Annotated in this window: 18 protein-coding genes, 1 tRNA gene and 1 pseudogene; 6 read left to right on the top strand and 14 right to left on the bottom strand. The window is 60.0% G+C overall.

From position 1 onward, the window contains the following. Positions 1 to 61: 61 nt before the first annotated feature. Together AC07S6_RS16100 and AC07S6_RS16095 are read left to right on the top strand one after the other, a co-directional pair. A complete protein-coding gene (locus tag AC07S6_RS16100; protein WP_495112619.1) occupies positions 62 to 1,831 on the top strand; it encodes an acyl-CoA dehydrogenase C-terminal domain-containing protein in 1,770 nt (589 codons plus the stop codon). Between the two features lie 186 nt (positions 1,832 to 2,017). Further along, positions 2,018 to 3,796, top strand: a complete 1,779-nt coding sequence (locus AC07S6_RS16095) for an acyl-CoA dehydrogenase C-terminal domain-containing protein (RefSeq protein ID WP_495112618.1) — start codon at positions 2,018 to 2,020, stop codon at positions 3,794 to 3,796. A gap of 226 nt (positions 3,797 to 4,022) precedes the next feature. Here the strand turns inward: AC07S6_RS16095 and AC07S6_RS16090 are convergent, their stop codons facing one another. Continuing rightward, positions 4,023 to 4,922: a LysR family transcriptional regulator gene (locus AC07S6_RS16090; protein WP_205548384.1), complete on the bottom strand. Its 900-nt coding sequence runs from the start codon at positions 4,920 to 4,922 to the stop codon at positions 4,023 to 4,025. A gap of 209 nt (positions 4,923 to 5,131) precedes the next feature. Between AC07S6_RS16090 and AC07S6_RS16085 the strand changes: the two genes are divergently transcribed. The 4 genes and pseudogenes from AC07S6_RS16085 (at position 5,132) to AC07S6_RS16070 (ending at position 7,538) form a co-directional block, all read left to right on the top strand. Further along, complete coding sequence (locus AC07S6_RS16085) at positions 5,132 to 6,394, top strand: aspartate aminotransferase family protein (protein WP_495112617.1); 1,263 nt, start codon at positions 5,132 to 5,134, stop codon at positions 6,392 to 6,394. 225 nt (positions 6,395 to 6,619) lie between these two features. Continuing rightward, a pseudogene (locus AC07S6_RS16080) lies at positions 6,620 to 6,985 on the top strand (type II toxin-antitoxin system RelE/ParE family toxin). Beyond that, on the top strand, positions 6,969 to 7,286 hold the full coding sequence (locus AC07S6_RS16075; RefSeq protein WP_014720197.1) for a helix-turn-helix domain-containing protein: 318 nt from the start codon (positions 6,969 to 6,971) through the stop codon (positions 7,284 to 7,286). The pseudogene AC07S6_RS16080 and the gene AC07S6_RS16075 overlap by 17 nt, the downstream one beginning before the upstream one ends. Positions 7,287 to 7,379: 93 nt before the next feature. Continuing rightward, complete coding sequence (locus tag AC07S6_RS16070) at positions 7,380 to 7,538, top strand: YqaE/Pmp3 family membrane protein (protein ID WP_003194776.1); 159 nt, start codon at positions 7,380 to 7,382, stop codon at positions 7,536 to 7,538. Between the two features lie 5 nt (positions 7,539 to 7,543). Here the strand turns inward: AC07S6_RS16070 and pqqE are convergent, their stop codons facing one another. From pqqE to dnaG, 13 genes are all read right to left on the bottom strand, one after another. After that, the gene (pqqE, locus tag AC07S6_RS16065; RefSeq protein ID WP_495112616.1) at positions 7,544 to 8,674 is read right to left on the bottom strand and encodes a pyrroloquinoline quinone biosynthesis protein PqqE; all 1,131 of its coding nucleotides are present in this window, start codon (positions 8,672 to 8,674) and stop codon (positions 7,544 to 7,546) included. Beyond that, positions 8,667 to 8,942, bottom strand: coding sequence for a pyrroloquinoline quinone biosynthesis peptide chaperone PqqD (gene pqqD / locus AC07S6_RS16060; RefSeq protein WP_034128838.1), 276 nt, complete (start codon positions 8,940 to 8,942; stop codon positions 8,667 to 8,669). Before pqqD ends, pqqE begins: the two co-directional genes overlap by 8 nt. Continuing rightward, positions 8,939 to 9,691: a pyrroloquinoline-quinone synthase PqqC gene (pqqC, locus tag AC07S6_RS16055; RefSeq protein WP_003194770.1), complete on the bottom strand. Its 753-nt coding sequence runs from the start codon at positions 9,689 to 9,691 to the stop codon at positions 8,939 to 8,941. The genes pqqD and pqqC overlap by 4 nt, the downstream gene beginning before the upstream one ends. An 11-nt stretch (positions 9,692 to 9,702) precedes the next feature. Beyond that, positions 9,703 to 10,614: a pyrroloquinoline quinone biosynthesis protein PqqB gene (pqqB, locus tag AC07S6_RS16050; RefSeq protein WP_034128837.1), complete on the bottom strand. Its 912-nt coding sequence runs from the start codon at positions 10,612 to 10,614 to the stop codon at positions 9,703 to 9,705. 71 nt (positions 10,615 to 10,685) lie between these two features. Continuing rightward, positions 10,686 to 10,760 carry a pyrroloquinoline quinone precursor peptide PqqA gene (gene pqqA, locus AC07S6_RS16045; RefSeq protein ID WP_003194766.1) on the bottom strand — a complete coding sequence of 25 codons (75 nt, stop codon included), beginning with the start codon at positions 10,758 to 10,760 and terminating at the stop codon, positions 10,686 to 10,688. Between the two features lie 158 nt (positions 10,761 to 10,918). Beyond that, a complete protein-coding gene (pqqF, locus tag AC07S6_RS16040; protein ID WP_495112615.1) occupies positions 10,919 to 13,294 on the bottom strand; it encodes a pyrroloquinoline quinone biosynthesis protein PqqF in 2,376 nt (791 codons plus the stop codon). A 48-nt stretch (positions 13,295 to 13,342) separates the two neighbouring features. After that, complete coding sequence (locus tag AC07S6_RS16035) at positions 13,343 to 14,137, bottom strand: carbon-nitrogen hydrolase family protein (RefSeq protein WP_057976574.1); 795 nt, start codon at positions 14,135 to 14,137, stop codon at positions 13,343 to 13,345. A gap of 10 nt (positions 14,138 to 14,147) precedes the next feature. Continuing rightward, the gene (locus AC07S6_RS16030; protein WP_034128835.1) at positions 14,148 to 15,851 is read right to left on the bottom strand and encodes a flavin monoamine oxidase family protein; all 1,704 of its coding nucleotides are present in this window, start codon (positions 15,849 to 15,851) and stop codon (positions 14,148 to 14,150) included. Positions 15,852 to 15,998: 147 nt separating this feature from the next. Next, positions 15,999 to 16,445: an Lrp/AsnC family transcriptional regulator gene (locus AC07S6_RS16025; RefSeq protein ID WP_096144789.1), complete on the bottom strand. Its 447-nt coding sequence runs from the start codon at positions 16,443 to 16,445 to the stop codon at positions 15,999 to 16,001. 108 nt (positions 16,446 to 16,553) lie between these two features. After that, positions 16,554 to 16,630, bottom strand: a tRNA-Ile gene (locus tag AC07S6_RS16020). 15 nt (positions 16,631 to 16,645) lie between these two features. Beyond that, positions 16,646 to 20,389 carry a bifunctional diguanylate cyclase/phosphodiesterase gene (locus AC07S6_RS16015; RefSeq protein ID WP_288855038.1) on the bottom strand — a complete coding sequence of 1,248 codons (3,744 nt, stop codon included), beginning with the start codon at positions 20,387 to 20,389 and terminating at the stop codon, positions 16,646 to 16,648. Between the two features lie 134 nt (positions 20,390 to 20,523). Then, the gene (gene rpoD, locus AC07S6_RS16010; RefSeq protein WP_034128833.1) at positions 20,524 to 22,371 is read right to left on the bottom strand and encodes an RNA polymerase sigma factor RpoD; all 1,848 of its coding nucleotides are present in this window, start codon (positions 22,369 to 22,371) and stop codon (positions 20,524 to 20,526) included. Between the two features lie 67 nt (positions 22,372 to 22,438). Then, on the bottom strand, positions 22,439 to 24,409 hold the full coding sequence (gene dnaG / locus AC07S6_RS16005; RefSeq protein ID WP_014720188.1) for a DNA primase: 1,971 nt from the start codon (positions 24,407 to 24,409) through the stop codon (positions 22,439 to 22,441). Between the last annotated feature and the right edge of the window lie 301 nt (positions 24,410 to 24,710).

Raw genomic sequence — 24,710 nt, 5'->3', positions numbered from 1 at the left:
GTGATTGTCCACGGCCATGGCCGGCAGTAGGTTAACCCTATCTGCTGCCGGAGACATTGCCATGCCTGAGTACAAAGCTCCCCTGCGCGACATGCGCTTTCTGATCGACAACGTATTCGATTTCCACGGCCACTACGCGGCCCTGGGCGCCACGGATGCCAGCCCGGACATGGTCAGTGCGATCCTGGAAGAAGGCGCCAGGTTCTGCGAAAACGTACTCGCGCCGCTCAATCGCAGCGGCGATGAAGAGGGCTGCCATTTCGATAATGGCGTGGTGACCACTCCCAAAGGCTTCAAGCAAGCCTTTGCCCAGTATGTGGAAGGCGGCTGGCACGGCGTGGCGGCAGACCCGGCCTACGGTGGCCAGGGCCTGCCTCATTCCCTCGGCCTGGTGTTGAGCGAGATGATCGGCTCCAGCAACACCTCCTGGGGCATGTACCCGGGCCTGACCCACGGTGCGATGTCGGCCATCCACGCCCACGGCACCGACGAACAGAAAGCCACCTACCTGAGCAAGCTCACCGCTGGCGAATGGACCGGCACCATGTGCCTGACCGAAGCCCACTGCGGCACCGACCTGGGCTTGATCAAGACCCGCGCCGTGCCGCAGGCGGACGGCAGTTACGCGGTCACCGGCAGCAAGATCTTCATCTCGGCCGGCGAGCACGACATGAGCGCCAATATCATCCACCTGGTGCTGGCCAAACTGCCGGATGCGCCGGCGGGCACCAAGGGCATTTCGTTGTTTATCGTGCCCAAGTTCCATGCCGACTCCGGCGAGCGCAATGCGGTGCACTGCGGATCCATCGAACACAAGATGGGCATCAAGGCCTCGGCCACCTGCGTGTTGAACTTCGATGGCGCCAAAGGCTATTTGATTGGCGAGGCGAACAAGGGCCTGAACTGCATGTTCACCATGATGAACCACGCCCGCCTGGGCACGGGAATGCAGGGCCTGTGCAACGGTGAAGCGAGCTTCCAGGGCGCGATCAAGTACGCCAACGACCGCTTGCAGATGCGCTCGCTGACCGGTGCCAAGGCGCCGGAGAAAGCCGCTGACCCGATCATCGTGCACGCCGATGTACGCCGCATGCTGCTGACCATGAAGGCTTTCAACGAGGGCAACCGCGCGTTGACCTATTTCACCGCGCAACTGCTCGATACCGCGCACCTTGGCAGCGACGCTGGCCAACGCCAGGAAGCCGAGGACCTGTTGGCCTTCCTCACGCCGATCTGTAAAGCCTTCATGACCGAAACCGGCCTGGAGGTGACCAACCACGGCATGCAGGTATTCGGTGGTCATGGCTATATTCGCGAGTGGGGCATGGAGCAACTGGCCCGTGACGCACGGATTGCGCCGATCTATGAAGGCACCAACGGCATCCAGGCCCTGGACCTGCTCGGGCGCAAGGTGCTGGGCAGCCAGGGCAAGTTGCTGCGTGGGTTTACCAAAATTGTGCATAAGTTCTGCGCGGCCAATGCCGAGCATGCGCAACTCAAGGCCCATGTGGCGCAACTCAATGAGCTGAACCAGCAATGGGGCGAACTGACCTTGAAGGTCGGCACGGCGGCGATGAAAAACCCTGATGAAGTGGGCGCGGCGGCCATGGATTACCTGATGTACAGCGGTTACATCATCCTCGCCTACCTGTGGTTGCGCATGGCGATCGCGGCGCACGGCCAGGACGACCAAGAGTTTGCCCAGGCGAAGCTTGCGACCTGCGACTTTTATTTCAAGCGCTTGTTGCCGCGTACGGCCATGCACCGTGCTGCGGTAGAGGCAGGGAGCGAATGCCTGATGAAATTACCAGCGCAGGCCTTCGCACTGTAGAGGTCACTGATTGCTCGGGGCAAAATGTGGGAGCGGGCTTGCCCGCTCCCACAATGAGTTTATGTGACTTATAAATACTTAGCGGTCACGAACTGACCCTATGTGTCTGAAAAGTTGTTCGGGTACACTCGACGTCTGTAAAACCGATCCTATCGAATTACTTTTCACGTTCTCACGAGGTTTGCCATGGCTGATTACAAAGCGCCGTTGCGTGATATGCGCTTCGTCCTCAACGAAGTGTTTGAGGTCGCTAATACTTGGGCCCAGTTACCGGCATTGGCAGACAGCGTTGACGCCGAAACCGTCGAAGCGATCCTGGAAGAGGCCGGCAAAGTCACCGCCAAATCCATTGCCCCGCTCAGCCGCGGCGGCGATGAGCAAGGCTGCCACTGGGCGGACGGCGCCGTGACGACTCCCGACGGTTTTCCCCAGGCCTACAGCACCTACGCCGAAGGCGGCTGGGTAGGCGTGGGCGGCGACCCGACCTACGGCGGCATGGGCATGCCCAAGGCCGTGTCGGCGCAGGTTGAAGAGATGATCAACTCGTCGAGCCTGGCTTTCGGCCTGTACCCGATGTTGACCTCCGGTGCCTGTGTATCGATCAACACCCACGCCAGTGAAGAACTCAAGGCCACCTACCTGCCGAAGATGTATTCCGGTGAGTGGGCCGGTTCCATGTGCCTGACGGAAGCCCATGCCGGTACCGACCTGGGCATGATCCGCACCAAGGCCGAGCCTCAGGCGGACGGCTCCTACAAGGTCAGCGGCACCAAGATCTTCATCACCGGTGGCGAGCACGACCTCACCGAAAATATCATCCACCTGGTGCTGGCCAAACTGCCGGACGCACCGGCCGGGCCCAAGGGCATCTCGCTGTTCCTTGTGCCGAAGTTCCTGGTAAATGCCGATGGCAGCCTGGGCACGCGTAACCCGGTGAATTGCGGCTCCATTGAACACAAGATGGGCATCCAGGCCTCCGCCACCTGTGTGATGAACTTCGACGAAGCCGTGGGTTACCTGGTCGGTGAGCCCAACCGTGGCTTGGCTGCGATGTTCACCATGATGAACTATGAGCGCCTGGGCGTCGGTATCCAGGGCTTGGCTTCTGGCGAGCGGTCCTATCAGAACGCGATTGAATATGCCCGCGACCGTCTGCAGAGCCGTTCCCCGCTAGGCGCGCAGGCCAAGGACAAGCCGGCAGACCCGATCATCGTGCATCCGGATGTCCGTCGCATGTTGCTGACCATGAAGGCGGCGAACGAAGGCGGCCGGGCGTTCTCCACTTACGTGGCGACGCAGTTGGACATCGCCAAGTTCAGCGACGACGCGCAGGCGCGCGAGCGTGCCGATAACCTGGTAGCGTTGCTGACCCCAGTTGCCAAGGCGTTCCTCACCGACCTGGGCCTGGAAACCACCGTACTCGGCCAGCAGGTGTTTGGTGGCCACGGTTACATCCGTGAGTGGGGCCAGGAGCAATTGGTGCGTGACGTGCGCATCACCCAGATCTACGAAGGTACCAACGGCATTCAGGCCCTGGATCTGATGGGGCGCAAGATCGTCGGCAGCGGCGGTGCGTTCTATACCTTGTTCGCCGATGAAATCCGCCAGTTCATCGCTGCATCAGGCCCTGAGTTGGCCGAGTTCACCAAGCCGCTGGGTGTGGCAGTAGGTAACCTGGATGAGCTGACGGCCTGGGTGCTGGACCGCGCCAAGAGCAATCCTAATGAAATCGGCGCAGCCTCGGTGGAATACCTGCATGCGTTCGGCTACATGGCCTATGCCTATATGTGGGCGCGCATGGCCAAGGCGGCGTTGGGCAAGGAGGGCGAAGAGGATTTCTACGCCAGCAAACTGGGGACTGCGCGTTTCTACTTTGCCCGCCTGTTGCCGCGTATCCACTCGTTGAGTGCATCGGTAAAAGCCGGTAGCGAATCACTGTTCCTGATGGATGAAGCCCTGTTTTAAGGGGGAAGAGGGCGTGTAAGCATTCTCTTACATGACGTGCTGCTAATCGTCCTCTATCGCCACATTGGATCCACGGCTAATCTACTTCACATGGACGTCGCGCAGGAAGCGCAAAGCAACAACACGGACACGTAGGATTCTGCCAGGACGGCGGAGTGAAATGGATGTCAGGGAAACAGTCTGCAAAGCCCCGCTTCGGCGGGGTTTTCTTTTGCCCGCGAAAAAGTCAGGCGGTTGCCGGCGGGGCATTCATCACGTCTTCCAGCAGGGTGCGCAGCAACGCCACCGTCGCCTGCTGGCGTTGCACATCGCGGCATACCAATCCTACTTTCAGCGGTACCCTGGGCTCGCTCAAGGGTTTCCACAGCAGCGCCTTGCTGTTGTGTTCATCCTGGGACCGCCCAGGCAGCACGGTCGCCAAGCGGGTGTGAGGCAGGCTGTCGAGAATGCCCACCATGGTATTGAGTTCCGCCTGCACTTGCGGACGCCGCCCGAGGTTGGACAGTTGGCCTTGCCAGATCTGCCGAACCTGAAACTCTTCCCCCAGCAGCAACATCGGTAATTCGGCGGCTTGTTTGAGCGAGACTTTCTTGAACTCGCGCAACGGATGATCTTCGGGTATCACCAGCTTCAGCTCGTCTTCATACAGCAACACGCCGTGCAGGCCCGGCTGACGGGGTGGCAGGTAGCTGATGCCGATATCGAGTGAGCCATTGAGCAACCGCCGCTCAATCTCAAGCCCGGTCAGCTCGTAGATCTGCACCACCAGATGGGGCTGGGCCTTGCGCACGCGCTCAAGCATCTGCGGCACCAGGCTGGTGTGCACGGTTTGCAGCACGCCGATGGCCAGGGTGCGCATGGCCTGGCCCTTGAAGTTGCGCAGTGCCTCCACGGCTTGCTGCATCCCATCAATGAGCGGCAACGCATGGTTGTATAAAGTGTGCGCCGCCAGCGTTGGCAGCAGACGCTTGCTGCTACGTTCGAACAGACTTACATCAAGGTTCTGTTCCAGTTGGCGAACCTGTTGCGACAGCGCTGGCTGGGAGATCGACAGACGCTCCGCGGCACGGCCTACATGGCCTTCCTCATACACCGCGACGAAATAACGCAGTTGCTTGAAATCCATAAGGTTTGCTTATCGAAAAAGCTGGAAAATCGAAATGGCCGCTGGCCCCCGAGGCGCCTAGTCTAGCGCCTATTCGCAGGGCTTACAGGGCCGGATCGGACAATGAACAGCGTTTTTGTTGATAGCGTTTACATAGGCAAGGCAAAAAATCTGAAGACCTTATTGGCAGGCGGCATCGACCAAGGTCAGGTTGCCAACGGAGGTGAAGTGTGAACTTGTTCCGTCGCTTCGCGCCGAGTCTGGATGACCTGCTTGTGCATGCCCCGCGTGCAGAGGTTTCCAGCCAGTGCCTGATGCCCACTGTGGCGCGCCCGCCCCAGGTGTTTGTGCAGGGGCAGGGCTCCTGGCTTTCGGACGCTGACGACCGCGCCTATCTGGATTTCAGTCAAGGCGGCGGCGCCAACAGCCTGGGCCACAGTCCTCAGGCCGTGCGCGACGCCATTGCCGAACAGATGCACACCGTGATCAACCCTGGCCTGGGTTTGCACAACCGCGCGCAACTGGACCTCGTCGACCGTCTGTGCCACCACACCGGCAGTGATCAGGCCTACTTGCTCAACACGGGTGCCGAAGCCTGTGAAGCGGCCATCAAGTTGGCACGCAAGTGGGGCCAGCTGCATCGTGGCGGCGCTTACCACATCATCACGGTAAGCAATGGCTGCCACGGCCGGAGCCTTGGGGCGATGTCGGCGTCGGCCATGGCCTGCGAAAACCGGTTCGAACCGCAGTTGCCAGGTTTCAGCCAAGTGCCGTTTAACGATCTGCCGGCCCTGCATGCAGCGGTCGATGCGCAGACCGTCGCCATCATGCTGGAGCCGATACAAAGCGGCGGCGGTGTCGTCCCTGCGACAGAACATTACCTCAAAGGCGTCGAACGCCTGTGTCGTGAGCTCGGGATCCTGCTGATCTTCGACGAAGTGCAAACCGGTATCGGCCGCTGCGGCAGCCTGCTCGCCGAACAGCAATACGGCGTGCGCGCCGACATCATTGCCCTGGGCAAAGGCCTGGGCGGCGGTGTGCCCTTGGCGGCGCTGGTGGCGCGTGGTAATGCCTGTTGCTTCGAACCGGGCGAGCTGGACGGTACACATCACGGCAATGCACTGATGGCATCTGCGGGTACCGCCGTACTCGACGCTCTATTGGAGAACGGCTTTCTCGAGCACCTACGCGAATCCGGCTTGTACCTCGCAGAAGGCCTTGCCCGGCTTGCCTACCGTTACGACCATGGGCCCTTGCGCGGCAACGGGCTGCTTTGGGGCCTGACACTGTCGGACGATTGCGCCGCAGCAGTGGTCAAGGCCGCGCTGCTCGAAGGCCTGATTCTCACCTCCTCACAACCTGACTGCCTGCGCTTTACCCCTGCGCTGAATATCAGCAAAACCCACATCGACGAAATGCTGCTGCGGCTTGCCCGCGCCTTTTCTCGGGTGCGCACCGCTCAAGTGCAATGCCGCAAGGGCATCGCCGTTTGACCCCAGTTTCCTGAACCGTCTCGCGGCATACGCGGCGCCTCCAGCCTGATTCTTTTGGCTGGGGGCGTTTTTTTGTCTGGGTAATTTCTGGTGTGAAAACGTTGATTGAGCCTCCCTGGGAGCAGTGGTTTCTTAGCGGACGTCGGCAAGGACCGCCGATGGGGCACAGCGTGCTCGACTTTTAATCTATACCACTGGGTGGTATGTTTTTGTGAAGGGACCTCCATGAAGCTCAGGTTGTTTAAAACACGGCGATTTGCCGAGGCGGCCAACAAAGCCTGGATCTGCGATTCGGAGTTGAGGGAGGCGTTTGGCGAAATGCTGAGGGGGCAGGCAGATAATCTGGGCGGTGGTGTCTGGAAAAAACGCCTCAACCAAAATCGACATCGTTCAATCATATTGGCCAAGGGTAGGCACTATTGGGTTTATCAGTTGCTGTTCGCGAAGAAGGATCAAGGCAACATTACGTAGAGCGAACTTGTTTGGTTTCGATCACTGGCCAAAACTTATGAAAGGTTAAACGAAGCACAGATTCAGCAAATGCTGGATCTCAAGGAGTTTGTGGAGATACATCATGACCAAGAAGTATAAAAGCGAGGCGTTTGAGTCCATTCACCAGTCAGCCAAGGCACTTCATGCTGTCGGCGCCATCAGCAAAACCACTCTGCGAGAATATGATGAGGCGTGCTTATCCATGCCAGATCAAATCCCTGCCGAACAGATCAAGCAACTACGTGAAAGCAGCCATGTCAGCCAACCTGTGTTCGCCCGCTACCTGAACACCAGCGCGTCCACGGTCAAAAAATGGGAGTCGGGAGAGAAGCGGCCCAGTGGCATGGCGCTCAAGTTATTGAGTATCGTGCAAAAACATGGCCTGCAGATTCTGGCCTGAGATGGCCCAATGCCAGAATCCACTGAACCCTCACGAACCGCCAAGGTCGATTAGCTACACGGCTCACACGAGCCGATTTTCTGGAGCTGACCCATGGACATCATTCGTATCATCATCGCCATTCTGCTGCCGCCATTGGGTGTGTTCCTGCAAGTAGGTTTCGGCGGTGCATTCTGGCTGAATATCCTGCTGACCCTGTGCGGTTACTTCCCTGGCATCATCCACGCGGTGTACATCATCGCCAAGCGTTGAGGCCCTCAGCCTTTTGCAATGAGCCTTGAGTTGCGCTCATTGCGAAAAGCCAGTTGCTCGATGGTCTGGGTGGCATGTTCGGCCTCTTCCCGCGCTTGCAGGATGATGCCGTGCTGCTCGGATTTGCTGCATACAGGGTCGGCATTACTGGCGTCACCAGTGAGCATGAAGGCCTGGCAACGGCAGCCGCCGAAGTCCTTTTCTTTTTCGTCGCATGAACGGCATGGCTCAGGCATCCAGTCGTAACCACGAAAGCGATTGAAGCCAAACGAGTCGTACCAGATGTGTTTCATGCTGTGGTCGCGCACATTGGGAAACTGCACGGGCATTTGCCTCGCGCCGTGACAGGGCAGTGCGGTGCCGTCGGGTGTGACTGTCAGGAAGATGCTGCCCCAGCCATTCATGCAGGCTTTGGGGCGCTCCTCGTAATAATCCGGTGTCACGAAGATCAGCTTGCAGGGGTGGCCTTCGGCTTCCAGTTTGGCGCGGTATTCATTGGTGATCCGTTCGGCGCGCACCAACTGCTCGCGGGTGGGCAGCAAGCCCACGCGGTTGAGCTGTGCCCAGCCGTAGAACTGGCAGGTGGCGAGTTCGACGAAATCTGCTTCCAGCGCAATGCACAGCTCGATGATGCGGTCGATCTTGTCGATATTGTGGCGATGGGTGACGAAGTTCAGCACCATCGGGTAGCCGTGGGCTTTCACCGCTCGGGCCATTTCCAGTTTTTGCGCGAAGGCTTTTTTGGAGCCGGCCAGCAGGTTGTTCACCTGTTCGTCACTGGCCTGGAAGCTGATCTGGATATGGTCCAGGCCGGCTTTCTTGAAGTCGCTGATTTTTTGTTCGGTGAGGCCGATGCCAGAGGTGATCAGGTTGGTGTAGAAACCCAGCTTGCGCGCCTCGCCGATCAGCTCGGCCAAGTCCTGGCGCACCAGCGGCTCCCCGCCGGAAAAACCCAACTGCGCAGCACCCATTTCACGGGCTTCGCGAAATACCTTGATCCATTGTTCGGTGCTCAGCTCTTTGCCCTGCTCGGCGAAATCCAGCGGGTTGGAGCAATACGGGCACTGCAGCGGGCAGCGATAGGTCAGCTCGGCCAGCAGCCACAGAGGCAGGCCGATGGCTGGCTTTTCAGGCAAGGGTGATCCAGTGCTCAGCACGGGCGACCTCCATGAATTGCTCGATGTCGTCACTCAGCTCTGGCACACCGGGGAACTGCTTATCCAGCTCGGCAATGATTGCCGCAACGTCGCGCTCGCCGTCGATCAGGCCACCGATCAATGCGGCGCTATCGTTGAGCTTGATCATGCCTTCGGGGTAGAGCAACACGTGGCCTTTCTGAGCAGGCTCGTACTGGTAGCGATAGCCCTGGCGCCAGGTCGGTTTTTTGCTGCGATCAAAGCTCATAGGGTGATCCCTTTATGCCATACCCGCTGTTCGGTCACGCTGTGATACGGCGGGCGTTTGAGTTCGTAGGCCATGCTCATGGCGTCCAGCATGCTCCAGAGGATGTCCAGTTTGAACTGGAGAATTTCCAGCATGCGCTCCTGCCCCTCGCGGGTGGTGTAGTGCTGCAGGGTGATCGCCAAGCCGTGTTCCACATCGCGACGGGCTTGGCCCAGGCGTGTGCGGAAGTATTCGTAACCGGCCGGGTCGATCCACGGGTAATGCTGGGGCCAACTGTCGAGGCGCGACTGGTGGATTTGCGGCGCGAACAGCTCGGTCAGCGAGCTGCTGGCGGCTTCCTGCCAGCTGGCGCGGCGGGCGAAGTTGACATAGGCGTCCACGGCGAAGCGTACGCCGGGCAGCACCAACTCCTGGGAGCGCAGTTGATCGGGGTCCAGGCCCACAGCCTGGCCCAGGCGCAGCCAGGCTTCGATACCGCCGTCTTCACCGGGCGCGCCGTCGTGGTCGAGCAGGCGCTGGATCCATTCGCGACGGATTTCACGGTCTGGGCAGTTGGCCAGGATCGCCGCGTCTTTCAGCGGGATATTCACTTGATAGTAGAAGCGATTGGCGACCCAGCCCTGGATCTGCTCACGGCTGGCGCGGCCTTCGTACATCGCCACATGGTAGGGGTGATGGATATGGTAGAAGGCGCCCTTGGCGCGCAGGGCGGCTTCGAACTCAGCCTTGCTCAACGGTGTGTCGGTCATTTCGATCGCTCCTACAATTCAATGCTCATGCCGTCGTAAGCCACTTCGACATTGCGCCGCACCAGCTCCGCTCGCTCGGGGGAGTCTTCATCGAGGATCGGGTTGGTGTTGTTGATGTGGATAAGCACTTTGCGCTGTTTGGGCAGTTGCTCGAGCACTTCAAGCATGCCGCCGGGGCCGTTCTGTGCCAGGTGGCCCATCTCACGCCCGGTGCGGGTGCCGACGCCACGGCGCTGCATTTCATCGTCGTCCCACATCGTGCCGTCCACCAGCAAGCAGTCACTGCCGGCCATGATGTCCAGCAGCGGTGCGTCGACCTTGCCCAGGCCCGGGGCGTAGAACAATTTGCCGCCGGTGCGCAGGTCTTCGACGATCAGGCCAATGTTGTCACCGGGGTGCGGGTCGAAACGGTGCGGCGAATAGGGCGGTGCGGCGCTGCGCAACGGCAGCGGGGTGAAGCGCAGGTTGGGGCAGGCCGGGATGGTGAAGCTGGCGTCCAACTCGATGCGGTTCCAGGCCAGGCCACCGTTCCAGTGGGTCAGCATGGTGAACAACGGGAAACCGGTGCTCAGGTCTTCGTGGACCATGTCGGTGCACCACACCTGGTGCGGGCAGCCTTCGCGCAGGCTCAGCAGGCCAGTGGTGTGGTCGATCTGGCTGTCCATCAGGATGATTGCGCTGATGCCGGTATCGCGCAGGGCGCGGCCCGGTTGCATGGGCGCAAAGCCCTGGAGTTGTGCGCGGATATCCGGCGAGGCATTGCAGAGCACCCAATTCACGCCATTGTCGGAGATCGCGATGGATGACTGGGTACGCGCCTGGGCCCGCAGGCTGCCATCGCGAAAACCTGCGCAGTTCACGCAGTTGCAGTTCCACTGCGGGAAGCCACCGCCGGCGGCGGAACCTAGAATCTGGACAAACATGATCGCTCCATCAAGCACAGCTCAAAACAAAAACGCCCCGGGCGAACCGAGGCGTTGTGTCACTCAGCCAATTAACGGCTGGCGAAGTACATGGTGACTTCGAAACCAATACGCAGATCAGTGTAAGCAGGTTTGGACCAGGTCATATTCTTACTCCTATCAAGGGATGGAACGTTCACTACCAAGTAATACATATAGTCCACCTCCCATTGGAGATGTTCAGATATTGCTGCGCAATGTTACGCAATTTTATTCAAGTTAGCGCTGTCTCGGTGGAGAAAGCCTGTTGCAGGGTTGGCAACGATCACGGCGCTGCTTGCCAGTCGTCGCTGATGCGCGGCCCGTTGGCCACGCATTGCCAGCCGCCTGCGGCGTCATTGAGTCGTTGCGCGGCGCGCTGCACATCCTCGCGCGTGCACGCTTGGATCAACTGTTGAAGCTGATCCAGATAACCCGACGAATGGCCTGCCAGGTGCGCATGCCAGAGCAAGTCGGCAGCTTCGTTGATAGGCAGCGTCTGGGCCGCGAACTGCTGTGCGAGGGCCTGGTTACCCAAGTCGGGACTGCGCTCGATCAACGACGGCAGTTGCCCCAGGAAGGCCTGCAACTGTTGGACGATGCCGTCTAGGGAGAGGGTGGGCGACTGCACCCCAAACAACAGGCCTGTTTGGCCGTTGATCTGTCGGATGCCGCTGAACACGGCGTAGCCGATTTGCAGTTCGACTCTCAAGCGCTGGTAGAACGGCCCCTGGAGCACGTGCCCGAGCAACCGCCAGTTGGCTTCATCGGCTAGGGATTGAGTCGGCGTCGGGCAGAATAACAGTAGCGCTGCTTCGCTGGATTCGGTGCTGACTGCGTGCCAGCGCTTTTGTCCGTCAAGGACGTGAGGTGTATAAGGCACGCTTGCCGGTTGCCCAGGCAGCCGGGCCGCTGCGGCTTTGATCGCGGCTTCACTGGCGGGGGGCAGGCCAGCGCCCAGCGCCTGCCAGCGCGCGGTAGCCCATGATGCTGTTGTCTCCTGAGGCTGGGGCTGAACACCCGCGCAGCAAGCGGGCAACGCCTTGAGCAGTTCGCGGATGGCGATCATCGGCACGGGAGCGGTCGGTGGCAAAGGTTCATCCGAGTCACTCAGACACCGCGCCAACGCTTCGAGCACCGCCGGCATGGGCTCGTGGAGGCCGTGCATCTTCACTTGCCAGTCAGTGGCGATCGTTTCGCAAGACAACTCGACGCCGGCCTGGCGTGCCTGTTCGCGCAACGGCCGCAACAGGCTTTCCAGCCCGGTGGGTGCCGCCGAGTCAAACCGCCACTGCAGGTACAGCGCGCCTTCGCCAGTGTCCTCCGCCAACGCCTGGCTGAAGGTCAACGCTGACAGCTCCCGTCGGCCCCGTGAGCGATCCTGGGCAAAGGTGCGCAAGCCACGGTGGGCGCTGGTTTGGCCACGAATCAGGCCCGCGCGTTCTTCCTTGGCGGGCGCACGAAGCAAAGGGTTATTGGGCGGCAGTTGCCAAGGGTGCCGGGAGGCGGGCAGGTGCAGTGAATCGAGCATGGCCTTGAGGACTGCGGCGCCTTGTTCCGACAGGTCTTGGGCATCGTTGCGCGCCAACGCCAGGGCGCCTTGGACCTGTTGCTGGCGAGCATTGAGTAAGGCGAACTCTTCGCGTAATGCTGTCCAGTCGCTGTGTGCGAAGTAACTCAGCCAGTCGTGCAGCAACTCTTCGATCGACGTGGCCGGTTCGCGCGCGCTGCCGAGAGTGAAGTGGATATCCAGCACGGCTTGATCCGCGAATTGGTACAGCACGGACGCCTGCAGCGCGGTGGCCAGTCGTCGTGCTTGCAGTTCGGCGAGCAACCCACCGGCGGCCGAGGCGTTGAGCCAGGTGCAGAGAAACGCCAGCGCTTCCCGTGGCGCGTTACAGGTAATGACCTGATGCAGGTGTTGGCCGGCGACGTGCTGATAACGGTGTGCCGGGCCATGCATCAAGGCCGGTGGAGCGGCCTGCGGGTGCAATGGGCCGGGCGTCAGTTGGCCACTGAACTGCTGGGCCAAGGCCTGCAGGTCGGCCAGCGATTGTGGACCGGCGAGGCTCAAGGTCATCTGCCCGCTTTGATAAAAGCGTGTATGGAACCCTCGCAAGGCATGCTGAAAGTCGTCGCTTTCCACCGGCAGGCTGTCGCGGTTGCCGGCATGAAAACCGCGCAGGGGATGATCCGCCGCCAAGCCTTGCAGCAGCGCCACTTGCTGTTGGGCCTTGGCATCCTGGGACCAGGCGATGAACTCCGCCTCCAGCACTTCGCGTTCACGTTGTTGATCGTCGAGGGCCAGGCGCGGGTGAGCCAGCATATCCGCCAAACGCGCCAGCCCGTCTGCAAAAACCGGCACCGGCAGTTCAAAGAAGAACTCGGTGGTGCGCTCACGGGTGCTGGCGTTGACCTGCCCACCGTGGCGCTGCACGTAGGCCATCAGCCCTTCGCCGGCTGGAAAACGCTCGGTACCGAGAAACAACAAGTGCTCAAGAAAATGCGCCAGCCCAGCCCAGGCCAATGGCACGTCATGGCTGCCGGCAGCCACGTGTAAAACGGCGGCGCAGCGTTTCAAGCGTGGCGCATGGCGCAGGCAAACCCGCAGGCCATTGGCGAGGGTCAGGTGAAGGGGATGAGGGTGAACCGGCGCAGGCATGGGCACTTCCGAGGCGTGGGAAGTGCCTATGCTAGCAAACCCAATGGGTCAGGGCTTGTGCAGTGCGCCGTAGAGTTCGGCGCGACGGTCTTGCAGATAGTGGTTGGCGACGCGGGCGTCGACAATAGATTGGTGATTCAGGGTGCCGACGATCAAGGCTTCATCCAGGCCGGCCTGGGCAATTCGCTGGCCGTCCGGCGCGGCAATGCTGCTTTGCCCGCAGTAGTGAATCTCGCCTTCGTGCCCGCAGTAGTTGGCATAGGCCACAAAACACTGGTTTTCAAAGGCTCGCGCCCGCACGGTGACGTCGGCAACAAAGTCGAACGGCACCATATTGGCGGTGGGCACCAGAATCAGTTCGGCACCGGCGAGGGCCAGGCGCCGGGTGTTTTCCGGAAACTCCAGGTCGTAGCAAATCAGCATGCCCACCTTCCAACCGTTCAATTCCACCACCGGAAAATCATCGGGGCCGGCGCTGAACATCGAATGGTCAAGATCGCCAAACAAGTGGGTCTTGCGGTAGTTGCACAGGCGCGTGCCCTGGGCGTCGATCAACTGCACGGCGTTGTAGACCTGGCCGTCTTCGGCCCGTTCCGGGTAGCCATACAGGATCGCCAGCCCGGCACTTTGCGCCAGTTCGGCAATCGCCTGCGCCGATGGCCCATCCTGTGCCTCGGCCAGTGCGCCAACGGCTTCGGCGCCAATGTTATAGCCGGTGAGGAACATCTCTGGCAGCACCAGCACATCGGCGCCGTGTGCCTCATGGGCCAGTTGATGCAGGCGCTGCAGGTTGGCGGCTACATCCAGCGGCAGCGGCGGGCATTGGTACAGGGCGACACGCATGCTCAACTCCTTATTCTGCCAGGGCGATTGGCCCTATTTCATCGAACACATCGCCTGGGCCTGGGTTCTCCGGGTGGGTGCTGCCACCGAAGTGGTTCATGATGCCCCATACCGCGTTGAGCGAGGTTTGTACCGCGCCTTCGACCCAGGCAGGCGTCCACGATACATCATCACCCGCGATGAATATCCCGCGTTGTTCGGCGGGCATATCCTTCTGCATGAAGTGCGCATACATCCGTTGGTTGTAACGATAGTGACCGGGCAAGGCACCTTTGAAGGCCCCGAGGAAATGCGGATCGGCCTCCCAGGATACGGTGATCGGGTCGCCGATGATGCGCGCCTTGATGTCGACTTTGGGGTAGATCTTCTTCAGTGCATCCAGGGCCAGTTTCACCCGCTTGTCGATGGGCTGGGGCAGCATCTTCAGCGCGTCGCTCATCCACGAGTAGGACAGGCAGATCACCCCCGGCTTGTCGTCGCCGTTATCGAACAGGTAGGTGCCACGGGTCAGGCGGTCGGTGAGGGTCATGCTCATCAGGTCGCGACCGGTTTGCGGGTCTTTGTCTTTCCAGAATGGGCGGTCAACCATCACGAAGGTTTTCGAGGACTGCATGTAGCGGGTGCGATCCAGGGCCATCCACATTTTTTGTGAGAACAGGGTTTCGTCGCATTCGATCTGGGTGGTCAGCAACCAGCTTTGGCAGGTGGTCAGCACCGCCGCGTATTCGCGGGTGTCGCCGTAGTTGTCGGTAACGGCGAAACGGCCATCGGCGGCGTGGGCGATGCGCTTCACGCCGGCCCGTGGCGCACCTCTATGCAGCGAGCTCAGGCTGGTACCGGCCGGCCAGTGGGCGCAGCGTTCCGGCACATGGCGCCAGATGCCCATGGGCACTTGGGCCACGCCACCGACGATCAAGTGTTGATGATCATCGCAGTTGGTCATCACCACGCGGAAAATTTCCAGCATGGAGTTGGGGAAGTCAGAGTCCCAGCCGCCGGTACCGAAACCGACCTGGCCAAACACCTCGCGGTGGTGGAACGACAATTTGGCGAAGGCTTTGGAAGTGGCGACGAAGTCGTAGAAGGTACGGTCATCCCACAGCGGCACGAGCTTGTTCCACAACTCTTTGAGGCGCGGCACGTCGCGGTCGCGGATCGCCTGCTGGATATCGCCGAACTGCGAACCGGCCTCCAAGGCGTCGGCCCAGGCATCGGCGACTTCCTGGAACAGTGCCGGTAAATCGGAGAGTTTTTGCGCGTAGTGAGTCTGGCCTTCCAGGTCGATCACAGTGCTGCCGGACGCCGGCGTCAGCGGGTTGGGAAAGGGCTTGGTTTCCAGTCCCAGCTTGTCCACGTAATGGTAGAACGCCGTGGACGACACCGGGAACCGCATGCCGCCCAGCTCGGCGATGATGCCTTCGGCGCCTTCAAAGGCCTGCGAGCGCAAGCGGCCACCCATCTTCGAGGCTTCATACACCACGGGCTTGAGCCCGAGTTTCATCAGCTCGTAGGCCGCAACCAGGCCCGCGATCCCGGCGCCGACGATCGCCACTTCGGCGCCGTGATTGGCCGCAGGAATACTGCCCAGTCCGGCGGGGTGTTCAATCCAGTCATCAAAGGCAAACGGGAAATCCGGGCCGAAGATAGTGATGGGTTTCTTGCCGTCGCCCGGGTGGCGATTGGGTTTGCTGAGGGTGCTGGACGGAATGCTCATGGCTGACCTTACTGACGGCTCGGCGGGAGGAGGGCCCGTTGAGTATAGGAAAAGATGGCAGCCAGTTTAGGGAGCGTTGCGCTCGTTAATAAGACGCAATGTGTCGTCGGATTGTACTAGTTTTAGTCAATGTGACGAAGGTAGTGATCAGATTGGTTGTCCGCGATCCAATTTGTTACTGAGGATGATCGAGGTGGTGGTTTTTTCCACGCCGTCGACACTGCCGATCTGGTCCAGCAATTGGTCCAGTTGCTCCGGCGAATCGGTGCGCAGCCAAGCCACGTAATCGAACTCTCCACTTACCGCGCACAACTGCTGCACTTGCGCCATGGCACTCAGCCTGCGCAACACCTCTTTGCCCGAACGGGGTTGCACGGTAATGCCCACATAAGCTTGCAACCCCCCATCAGCAACGCGCTGGCCCAGGCGCACGCCGTAACCGGTGATGACCTGGGTTTTCTCCAGGCGGGCCAGACGCGACGTGACGGTGGTACGGGCGATGCCCAACTGCCTGGCGAGCATGGCCACGCTTTCACGGGCGTTGAGCTGCAGGGCGGCGATCAGTTGGCGGTCGATTTCGTCTAGGACGGGCAAGGGGGGCTCCAGTGCGGGGGCAATGGGCAAGCATGGTACAGGCTTGGCCTGGCTGAAAGAACCGTGATGCCAGATACGCAAAAGCCGCGCAGTGCGCGGCTTTGAGTGTGGTGGGCCCAGTAGGACTCGAACCTACGACCAAGGGATTATGAGTCCCCTGCTCTAACCAACTGAGCTATAGGCCCTCAGTAGGTCGCGGATTATAGCGATGGTTTGTTCACTGTGCCATCCGAAAAATCCTTGTGCTGTGTACGAAGGAAGCTGGCGGCAAAAAGCTCCGGCGGCAGGGGCAGGCTGACGATGTAGCCCTGCATCTGTTCACACCCCTCGCTTGCGAGGAATGCTTGTTGTGCCGGGGTTTCCACGCCTTCGGCGATGATGGTGAATTGCATGCTGTGGCCAAGGGCGATGATGGCGCGCACGATTGCTGCATCGTGAGGGTCGTCGGGCAAGCCGCGGACGAAGGATTGATCGATCTTGAGGAAGTCCAGGGGCAGGCGTTTGAGGTAGCTGAGGGACGAGTAGCCGGTGCCGAAATCATCGATTGCCAGCTGTACGCCCAGACGCTTGAGTTGGTGCAACACCGCCAGTGCTTCTTCGGCTTGGCTCATGATGAAGTTTTCGGTGATCTCCAGCTGCAGGCAGCCGGGTTCGAGGTGGTAATCGCGCAGCAGTTGTTCGATGCGTGATAGCAGGTTGGGGTGACGCAGTTGCGCGCCTGCAAGGTTGACCGACAGCGGGCCGAAATCCTTGAAAGCCGCTTGCCAGGCGTGCAACTGCCGGCACGCCTGTTCCAGTACCCAGTCGCCGATTTGCAGGATCATGCCGTTCTCTTCGGCCAGGGCAATAAAGTGCTCGGGCGGGACCTCGCCCAAGGTCGGGTGGTGCCAACGGATCAAGGCTTCGGCGCCGATCAGTTGTTGGGTGACCAGGCTGCGTTTGGGTTGGTAATACAGGCTCAATTCTTCACGTTCGATGGCGCGGCGCAGTTCGTGCTCCAGCGCTACGCGTTCATTGGCCTGGGCGGTCAGGTCGCGGGTGTAGCGCTCGACCCGGTTGCGCCCCTTGGCTTTGGAGCGATACATCGCGGCGTCGGCATTTTTGACCAGGGTGGCGACGTCGGTACCGTCTTGCGGATACAGGCTGGTGCCGATACTGGCGCTGATAAAGAACTCATGCTCGCCGGCTTGGAATGGCGGGGTAAAACAGTCGAGCAGTTTGTTCGCCAAGTGCTGGGCGTCGCTGGCCTGTTGCAAGCCGGGCAGCAGGATGATGAATTCATCGCCGCCCAGGCGAGCAACGGTGTCCACGTCCCGCAACTGCTCCTTGAGGCGTACGGCGATGTCTTTGAGCAGCAGGTCGCCGACCGGGTGGCCGAGGCTGTCATTGATGTGTTTGAAGCGATCGAGGTCGAGAAACAGCACCGCGCCCTGTTTGCCACTTTCCTGCTGGCCGTTGAGTGCGGCCTGCAACCGGTTTTCAAACAGGGTGCGGTTGGGCAGGCCAGTCAATGGGTCGTGGTGGGCCTGATAATCCAGGCGGGCCTGGGCCAGCTTGAGGCTGGAGATGTCGGCAAACACAGCAACGAAGTGCGTGACCAATTGCTCGCGGTTGCGCACAGCGCTGATGGTCAGCCAGCTCGGATACACCTCGCCGTTCTTGCGGCGGTTGGAGATCTCTCCTTGCCAGTGGCCATGGGTCGTCAACTGGTGCCACATCGCCGCATAGAACGCGCTGTCGTGCAGGCCGGAGGCGAGCAGGCGCGGGGTATGGCCAAGGGCTTCAACCTCGCTGTAGCCGGTTATCTCAGTGAAGGCGCGGTTGACGGCGCTGATGTTCTGTCGTGTGTCGGTGATCAAGACGCCTTCGGCGGTGCTTTCGAACACCGTGGCGGCCTGCTGCAGTTTTTCCTGCATCAACTGGCGTTCGGTGATGTCCCGGGCGATGGTCAGCATGCAATCTTCGTCGCCAATCGGCAGTGGGCGGCTGGACACTTCGCACAGGCGAATCTGGCCGTCGGCACGACGGATATGACAGATGAAATCGCGGACAAAACCGTCGCGTTGCATCAATTCCAGCATGTGCTTGCGTTCGTTGAGGTCGACCCAGATGCCCAGGTCCAAGGCTGATTGGTCGAGTGAAGAGGCGCTGGTGAAGCCGGTCAGGTGGCTGAAACCTTCGTTCACTTCAATCAGCAGGCCATCCCTTTGGCGACTCAGTAGTAAACCGTCGGGGGAAGCATGGAATGCCTTGGCGAATTTCTCTTCGGAGGTTTGCAACTGCTGTTGGGTTTCCTTGAGCTCGGTGATATCGCGCACCACCACCACTAGGGCTTCAGTGGTATCGAGTTGGAACGGCTCAGCTGAGATCAGCCCGGTAAATGCCTGACCATTGCTGCGCAGAAAGGACATTTCCAGGTTACGGATACTGGTGGTCTGTACCCGCTGCAGCAAATCCGGACCGACGCCCTGAATGCCCCATATATTCAGATCTGAGGCGGTTTTGCCTACCACCTCGTCGGCGCGCAGCCCAATCTGGTCCTCGAATGCCTTGTTGACCTCCAGCAGGCAGCCATCAGACATCCGGGCAATCACCAGGATGTCCGGGCACTGCTGAAACACCGAGGCAAATTTCTGCTCGGACAATTGCAGGGCTTCTTCGGTGCGCTTGGCTTCGCTGATATCGATCATCAGGCCGCGCAGCACTGGCTCGTGGCCGTGTTCGATCAGGCTGACAATGTCACGTACCCACAGGCAGCGGCCATCAGCGGTGATGACCCGGTAATCAATACTGTGATCACGGTTGGCACGAGTTTCCCGATAGCAATAGGCCTCGGCGCGGGTCAGGTCAGCGGGATGGATGATGTTGCGCCAGAAGCCTGGAATCAGCCAGTGGGCGCGGGGATAGCCGAGCAGGTCTTCGGCATGGGGCGACACATAGCTGTAGGTGAAATCGCTGATGCTTGCTTCCCAGGCGATGGCGGACAAGCTCTCCACCAAACCGCGATAGTGGTACTCGCTGCTTCGCAGTTCTTGCTCAAGGGCGACCCGACGGGAAATTTCCGAGCTGAGCCGGCGATTGATCCGAATGACGATCGCCAGCACCGTACTCAACAGCAGCACCGCTGGCAGGCCGTACGTGAGCAGGTCAGCCCAGAAGGTGCGGTGATCGGTGAAGCTGCCGACCCAGTGTTGCTGGATCGCATCAGTTTCCGCTGAACTGAGATCGGCGAGGACTTTGTCCAGGATGCCCACCAGGATTTTCTCATCCCGCGGCACGCCCATCGCCAGTTGGTAGCGGTAGGGCGTTTCGCCGCTGACGTACAGGCCGTCGAGCTTGAGTTGGCGCAGGCTCCAGACGCTGGAGGCGAGGTCGCCGACCACGGCATCCACTTCATCGGTGGCCAGGGCTTGCAGCGTCGAACTGACGTTGGGTAGGGCGACCAGATTCAGGTCCGGATGGTGGGTGCGGAGCAATTCATGGGGGGCGTAGTTCTCCACCACGGCAATTTTCAGCCCGTACAAATCCTTGAGGCTGCGTGGTTTCGCGCCGCCTTCATGGGCCAGGATGACGATGGGAAAGTCGAGATAGGGGCGTGTGAAGGCCAGGAAGTTTTGGCGTTCGGGGGTGGACATAATGCCCGGCAGCAGGTCGAGCTGATTATTGCGGGCTTGTTCAAGCACTGCGGTCCAGTTCACCGGTTCGATCAGTTTGATTCGCACACCCAGGCGGTCCTGAAGCAGGCGTACGTAATCGGCTGCCAAGCCCTGATATCGGCCATTTTCATCGCGATATTCAAAAGGTGGCCAAGACGCATCCACGCCTAGGCGCAGCTCCTGATGGTCCGCCAACCAGCTACGCTCATCATCCGTAAGAGTCAACGCGCCAGCCGTTGCGGTCCAGGTCAGCAGCGACAGCAGTATCACGGTCGGCAATCTGGGCATAACGGTCTCGTTATGGCACGGGGAATGTCTCGAGTGTAGACGGGCATTGCGAGGGTGGGGTGGTGCGGGGCAGTTAATCTGTCAAAGCAATCGGTAGAAAGCAAAACCCCCGGCCTGGGCCGGGGGTTCTGGTATCACTCGTCGAGGAAGGAGCGCAGATGCTCGCTTCGCGTCGGGTGGCGCAACTTGCGCAGCGCCTTGGCTTCGATCTGACGGATCCGCTCACGGGTCACGTCAAACTGCTTACCGACTTCCTCAAGGGTGTGGTCGGTATTCATGTCGATGCCGAAACGCATGCGCAGTACCTTGGCTTCACGGGCAGTGAGGCCGGACAGTACGTCGCGAGTCGCTTCTTTCAAGCTCTCAACAGTGGCGACATCGATTGGCGACTGCATGGTCGAGTCTTCGATGAAGTCACCCAGATGGGAGTCTTCGTCATCACCAATCGGCGTTTCCATGGAGATCGGCTCTTTGGCGATCTTCAGTACCTTGCGGATTTTATCCTCAGGCATTTCCATGCGTTCGCCCAGCTCTTCCGGGGTCGGTTCGCGACCCATTTCCTGCAACATCTGCCGGGAAATGCGGTTGAGCTTGTTGATGGTCTCGATCATGTGCACCGGAATACGGATGGTGCGGGCCTGGTCGGCGATCGAGCGAGTGATCGCCTGACGGATCCACCAGGTGGCATAAGTCGAGAACTTGTAGCCGCGACGGTATTCGAACTTGTCCACCGCCTTCATCAAACCGATGTTGCCTTCCTGGATCAGATCAAGGAATTGCAGGCCACGGTTGGTGTACTTCTTGGCGATGGAGATCACCAGACGCAAGTTCGCTTCAACCATCTCTTTTTTCGCGCGGCGGGCCTTGGCCTCACCGATCGACATGCGACGGTTGATGTCTTTGATTTCTGCAATCGTCAGGCCGGTTTCGGTCTCAAGCGCGGTCAGCTTCTGCTGGCAACGGATGATATCGGGCTGCAGGCGACCGATGGCTTCGGCGTATTTCGCCTTGCCCTTGGCCAGTGCGTCGCTCCAGCTTTCGTCAACTTCGTTGCCCGGGAACTGGCGCAGGAAATCGGTACGCGGCATGCGCGCATCACGCACACAGAGCTGCATGATCGCACGCTCTTGGGCACGCAGACGCTCAAGGGCGCTGCGAACACGCTCAACCAGGCCTTCGAATTGCTTGGGCACCAGCTTGATCGGCATGAACAGCTCAGCCAGGGCCACCAGCTCGGCAATCGCCTGCTTGTTGCCGCGACCGTGCTTCTTCAGGGCCTTGCGGGTGATTTCCATTTGATCGGAAACCGCACCGAAGCGCTGGGCCGCGATGACCGGGTCTGGACCGCTTTCGGCTTCTTCTTCGTCGTCGCTGCTTTCAGCTTCGTCGTCGTCGGAGTCGTCGTCCGCTTTTGCGGCTTTCGCATCAACAGGCGGCGGTACTTCGGCGGCAGGCGGCGCAATGCCGTCGTCCGGGTCGATATAACCGCTCAGGACGTCAGACAGGCGGCCACCTTCGGTGGTGACGCGAGTGTACTCGGAGAGAATGTGGTCAACCGTGCCAGGGAAGTGCGCAATGGCGCCCATCACTTCACGGATACCCTCTTCGATACGCTTGGCGATTTCGATCTCGCCTTCGCGTGTCAGCAGCTCGACGGTACCCATTTCGCGCATATACATGCGCACGGGGTCTGTCGTGCGGCCGATATCGGTCTCTACTGCAGCCAGCGCGGCAGCAGCTTCCTCAGCGGCGGCCTCGTCGGTATCAGCGTCGGCCAGCATAAGGGAATCCTTATCTGGCGCGACTTCGAATACGTTGATCCCCATGTCGTTAATCATGCGGATGATGTCTTCCACCTGCTCAGGATCTGAAATATCCTCAGGCAGGTGGTCGTTGACCTCCGCGTAAGTCAGGTAACCCTGCTCACGACCAAGAAGTATCAACTCTTTGATACGAGACTGCTGTTGCGCTTTTCCGGACATAACACCCTATCCACTGAAGGTCTTGGCGGGCAAAAAACAAGCCGAGGATTATACCCGAGCTATGACCTCACACGCCAGCTGAGGTCGGGTTTGATGCGTAAACATTCTGTTTTAAGAGGTCGCGCATCTGTTTTGCTATCTGAATTTGCTCTTCAGCCGATAATCCCGGCTGCCTTGCTCTCTTGATAAGTTCGTCGAGGGTCTGAGTGTGTTGACCCGCGGATAACCTATTAATGGTGTCTAAAAACTGTTGTTCAAGGTTGTCGCCGTCAATTAGCCACTCCTTTTCCGCCAGTGCCCGTAATAAACGGCCCTGTTCCGTGCCATGCCAGCGAGCCATCAACTGGATTGAGTTTAGCTTAGGGTTTTTCTGCACGGCTTCGATCAGTGCAATAAGCACCTGGGCGTAGGTGTTGCTCTCGTTGGCAAAATGGTCGGCGCTTTCAACCTTACCGGCCAATTGCGGGTGGTGAATCAGTGTGCGCAGTGCAATCAATGTGGGGGCTTCCACCGCTACGGGTGTGCGTGGAGCGTAGGCTTCATCGCGATCACCGCGTTTACCGTTTTTGCTCCACGGCTTTTTATCCCACTTCTTGCCGCCTGCGCCGGGCTTCTTCGGCGTCCATTCCTGCTGGGGGGCGAAGGCCTCCTGAGGTTGGTGAAAGTCAGCGTAGTCCGGCATGGCGTCGTAATCCATGCCGGGGTCGTAGGCTGGCGGCGCCTCTTGCGGAGCGCTGTGCACCAGCTGGCTGACGGCTTCACCGCTCAAGCCGGTGATCTCCAGCAGGCGCTGGCGCATCAGTGTGCGCAAATTGGCGCCCGGGACTTTGTCGATCAGCGGCGCCGCAAGGGTGGCCATATGGGCCTTGCCCTCCAGGGAGCGCGGGTCGGCTTCTTCGGTCAGTTGCTGGAAAAAATAATCCGCCAGCGGCTGTGCATGTTGATTGATGCGTGCACGGAACGCATCGGTACCTTCCGAGCGCACGAGCGTGTCCGGGTCTTCGCCTTCGGGCAGGAACAGGAAGCGTGCGCGACGCCCATCCTGCAGGCTCGACAGCGTGGCTTCGAGCGCGCGCCAGGCGGCGTTGCGGCCAGCCTGGTCGCCGTCGAAGCAAAACAGCACGCTGGGCACGACACGGAACAGGCGCTTCAGATGTTCTTCGCTGGTGGCGGTGCCGAGGGTCGCGACCGCGTTGCGCAGGCCTTGTTGGGCCAGGGCGATCACGTCCATATAACCCTCAACCACGATGATTTCGTCGAGGTTGCGGTTGTTCTTGCGCGCCTCGAACAGGCCGTAGAGTTCCTGGCCCTTGTGGAACACCGGGGTCTCCGGAGAGTTCAGGTACTTGGGCTTGTCGTCCCCGAGTACACGGCCGCCGAAGGCGATGATGCGGCCACGGCTGTCGCGGATTGGGAACATCACCCGGTCGCGGAAGCGGTCATAGCGCTTGCCGGTCTCGGCGTTTTCCACCAGCAGGCCGGCATCGATCATGGCCTTTTGCTGGAGGGTGTCGCTGCTCAGGTGTTTATACAGATTGTCCCAGCCCGGCGGAGCGAAGCCGAGACCGAAGTCCCGAGCGATTTCGCCGGTGAGGCCGCGCCCTTTAAGGTAATCGACAGCGGCCTTGCGCTGCGGATGGCTCTTGAGTGCCTGGCGGTAAAAGTCGGCAGCGGCGGTCAGCAGCGGATACAGCGGCGAATCGGTGGGTTGCCGCGGTTTGTGCGGGCGGCCACTTTCTTCGCGGGGCACTTCCATTCCTGCGGCTTTCGCCAAGTCCTCGACAGCCTGGGGGAAGTCCAGGTTGTCGTGGTCCATCAGGAAACCCAGGGCATTCCCGCCCGCCCCGCAACCGAAGCAGTAATAGAACTGCTTGTCGGGGCTGACGCTGAAGGATGGGGTTTTTTCTTTATGGAACGGGCAGCAGGCGGTGTAGTTTTTGCCGGCTTTTTTCAGTTGTACGCGTGAGCTGACAACATCGACGATGTCGGTGCGGTTCAGAAGGTCGTCAATAAAGCTCTGGGGAATCAGCCCGGCCATGGCGTTCTCGTCATCACTGCGTGTAAATGAGGACCCGTGAGGTGTTCAAGCGCACGTATAGGGGGCTCGATCATCATCGTCTGCATGGGTCATCAGGAAGTGTATCTGCCGAATATTCACTGAGGGTAGTTTCTGATCAGTCTTCGGCATGGAAATGTTGCCCGGGCGTCCGGTCTTGGCCAATGGCAGCCTCGGAAACGCATCGTTGGGCACAGCCGATACAGTTGATCGTCTGTTTGAAGAATAGGTGTGCTCGTCAGTAGCCTTGTTAGGCTCGTCAGAAGAGACGTGCACCGCTGGC

The sequence above is a fragment of the Pseudomonas sp. GW821-FHT07B01 genome (assembly GCF_059419065.1).
Note: the sequence above shows the minus strand (reverse complement) of the source record. Positions and strands in the feature narration are given on the sequence as shown.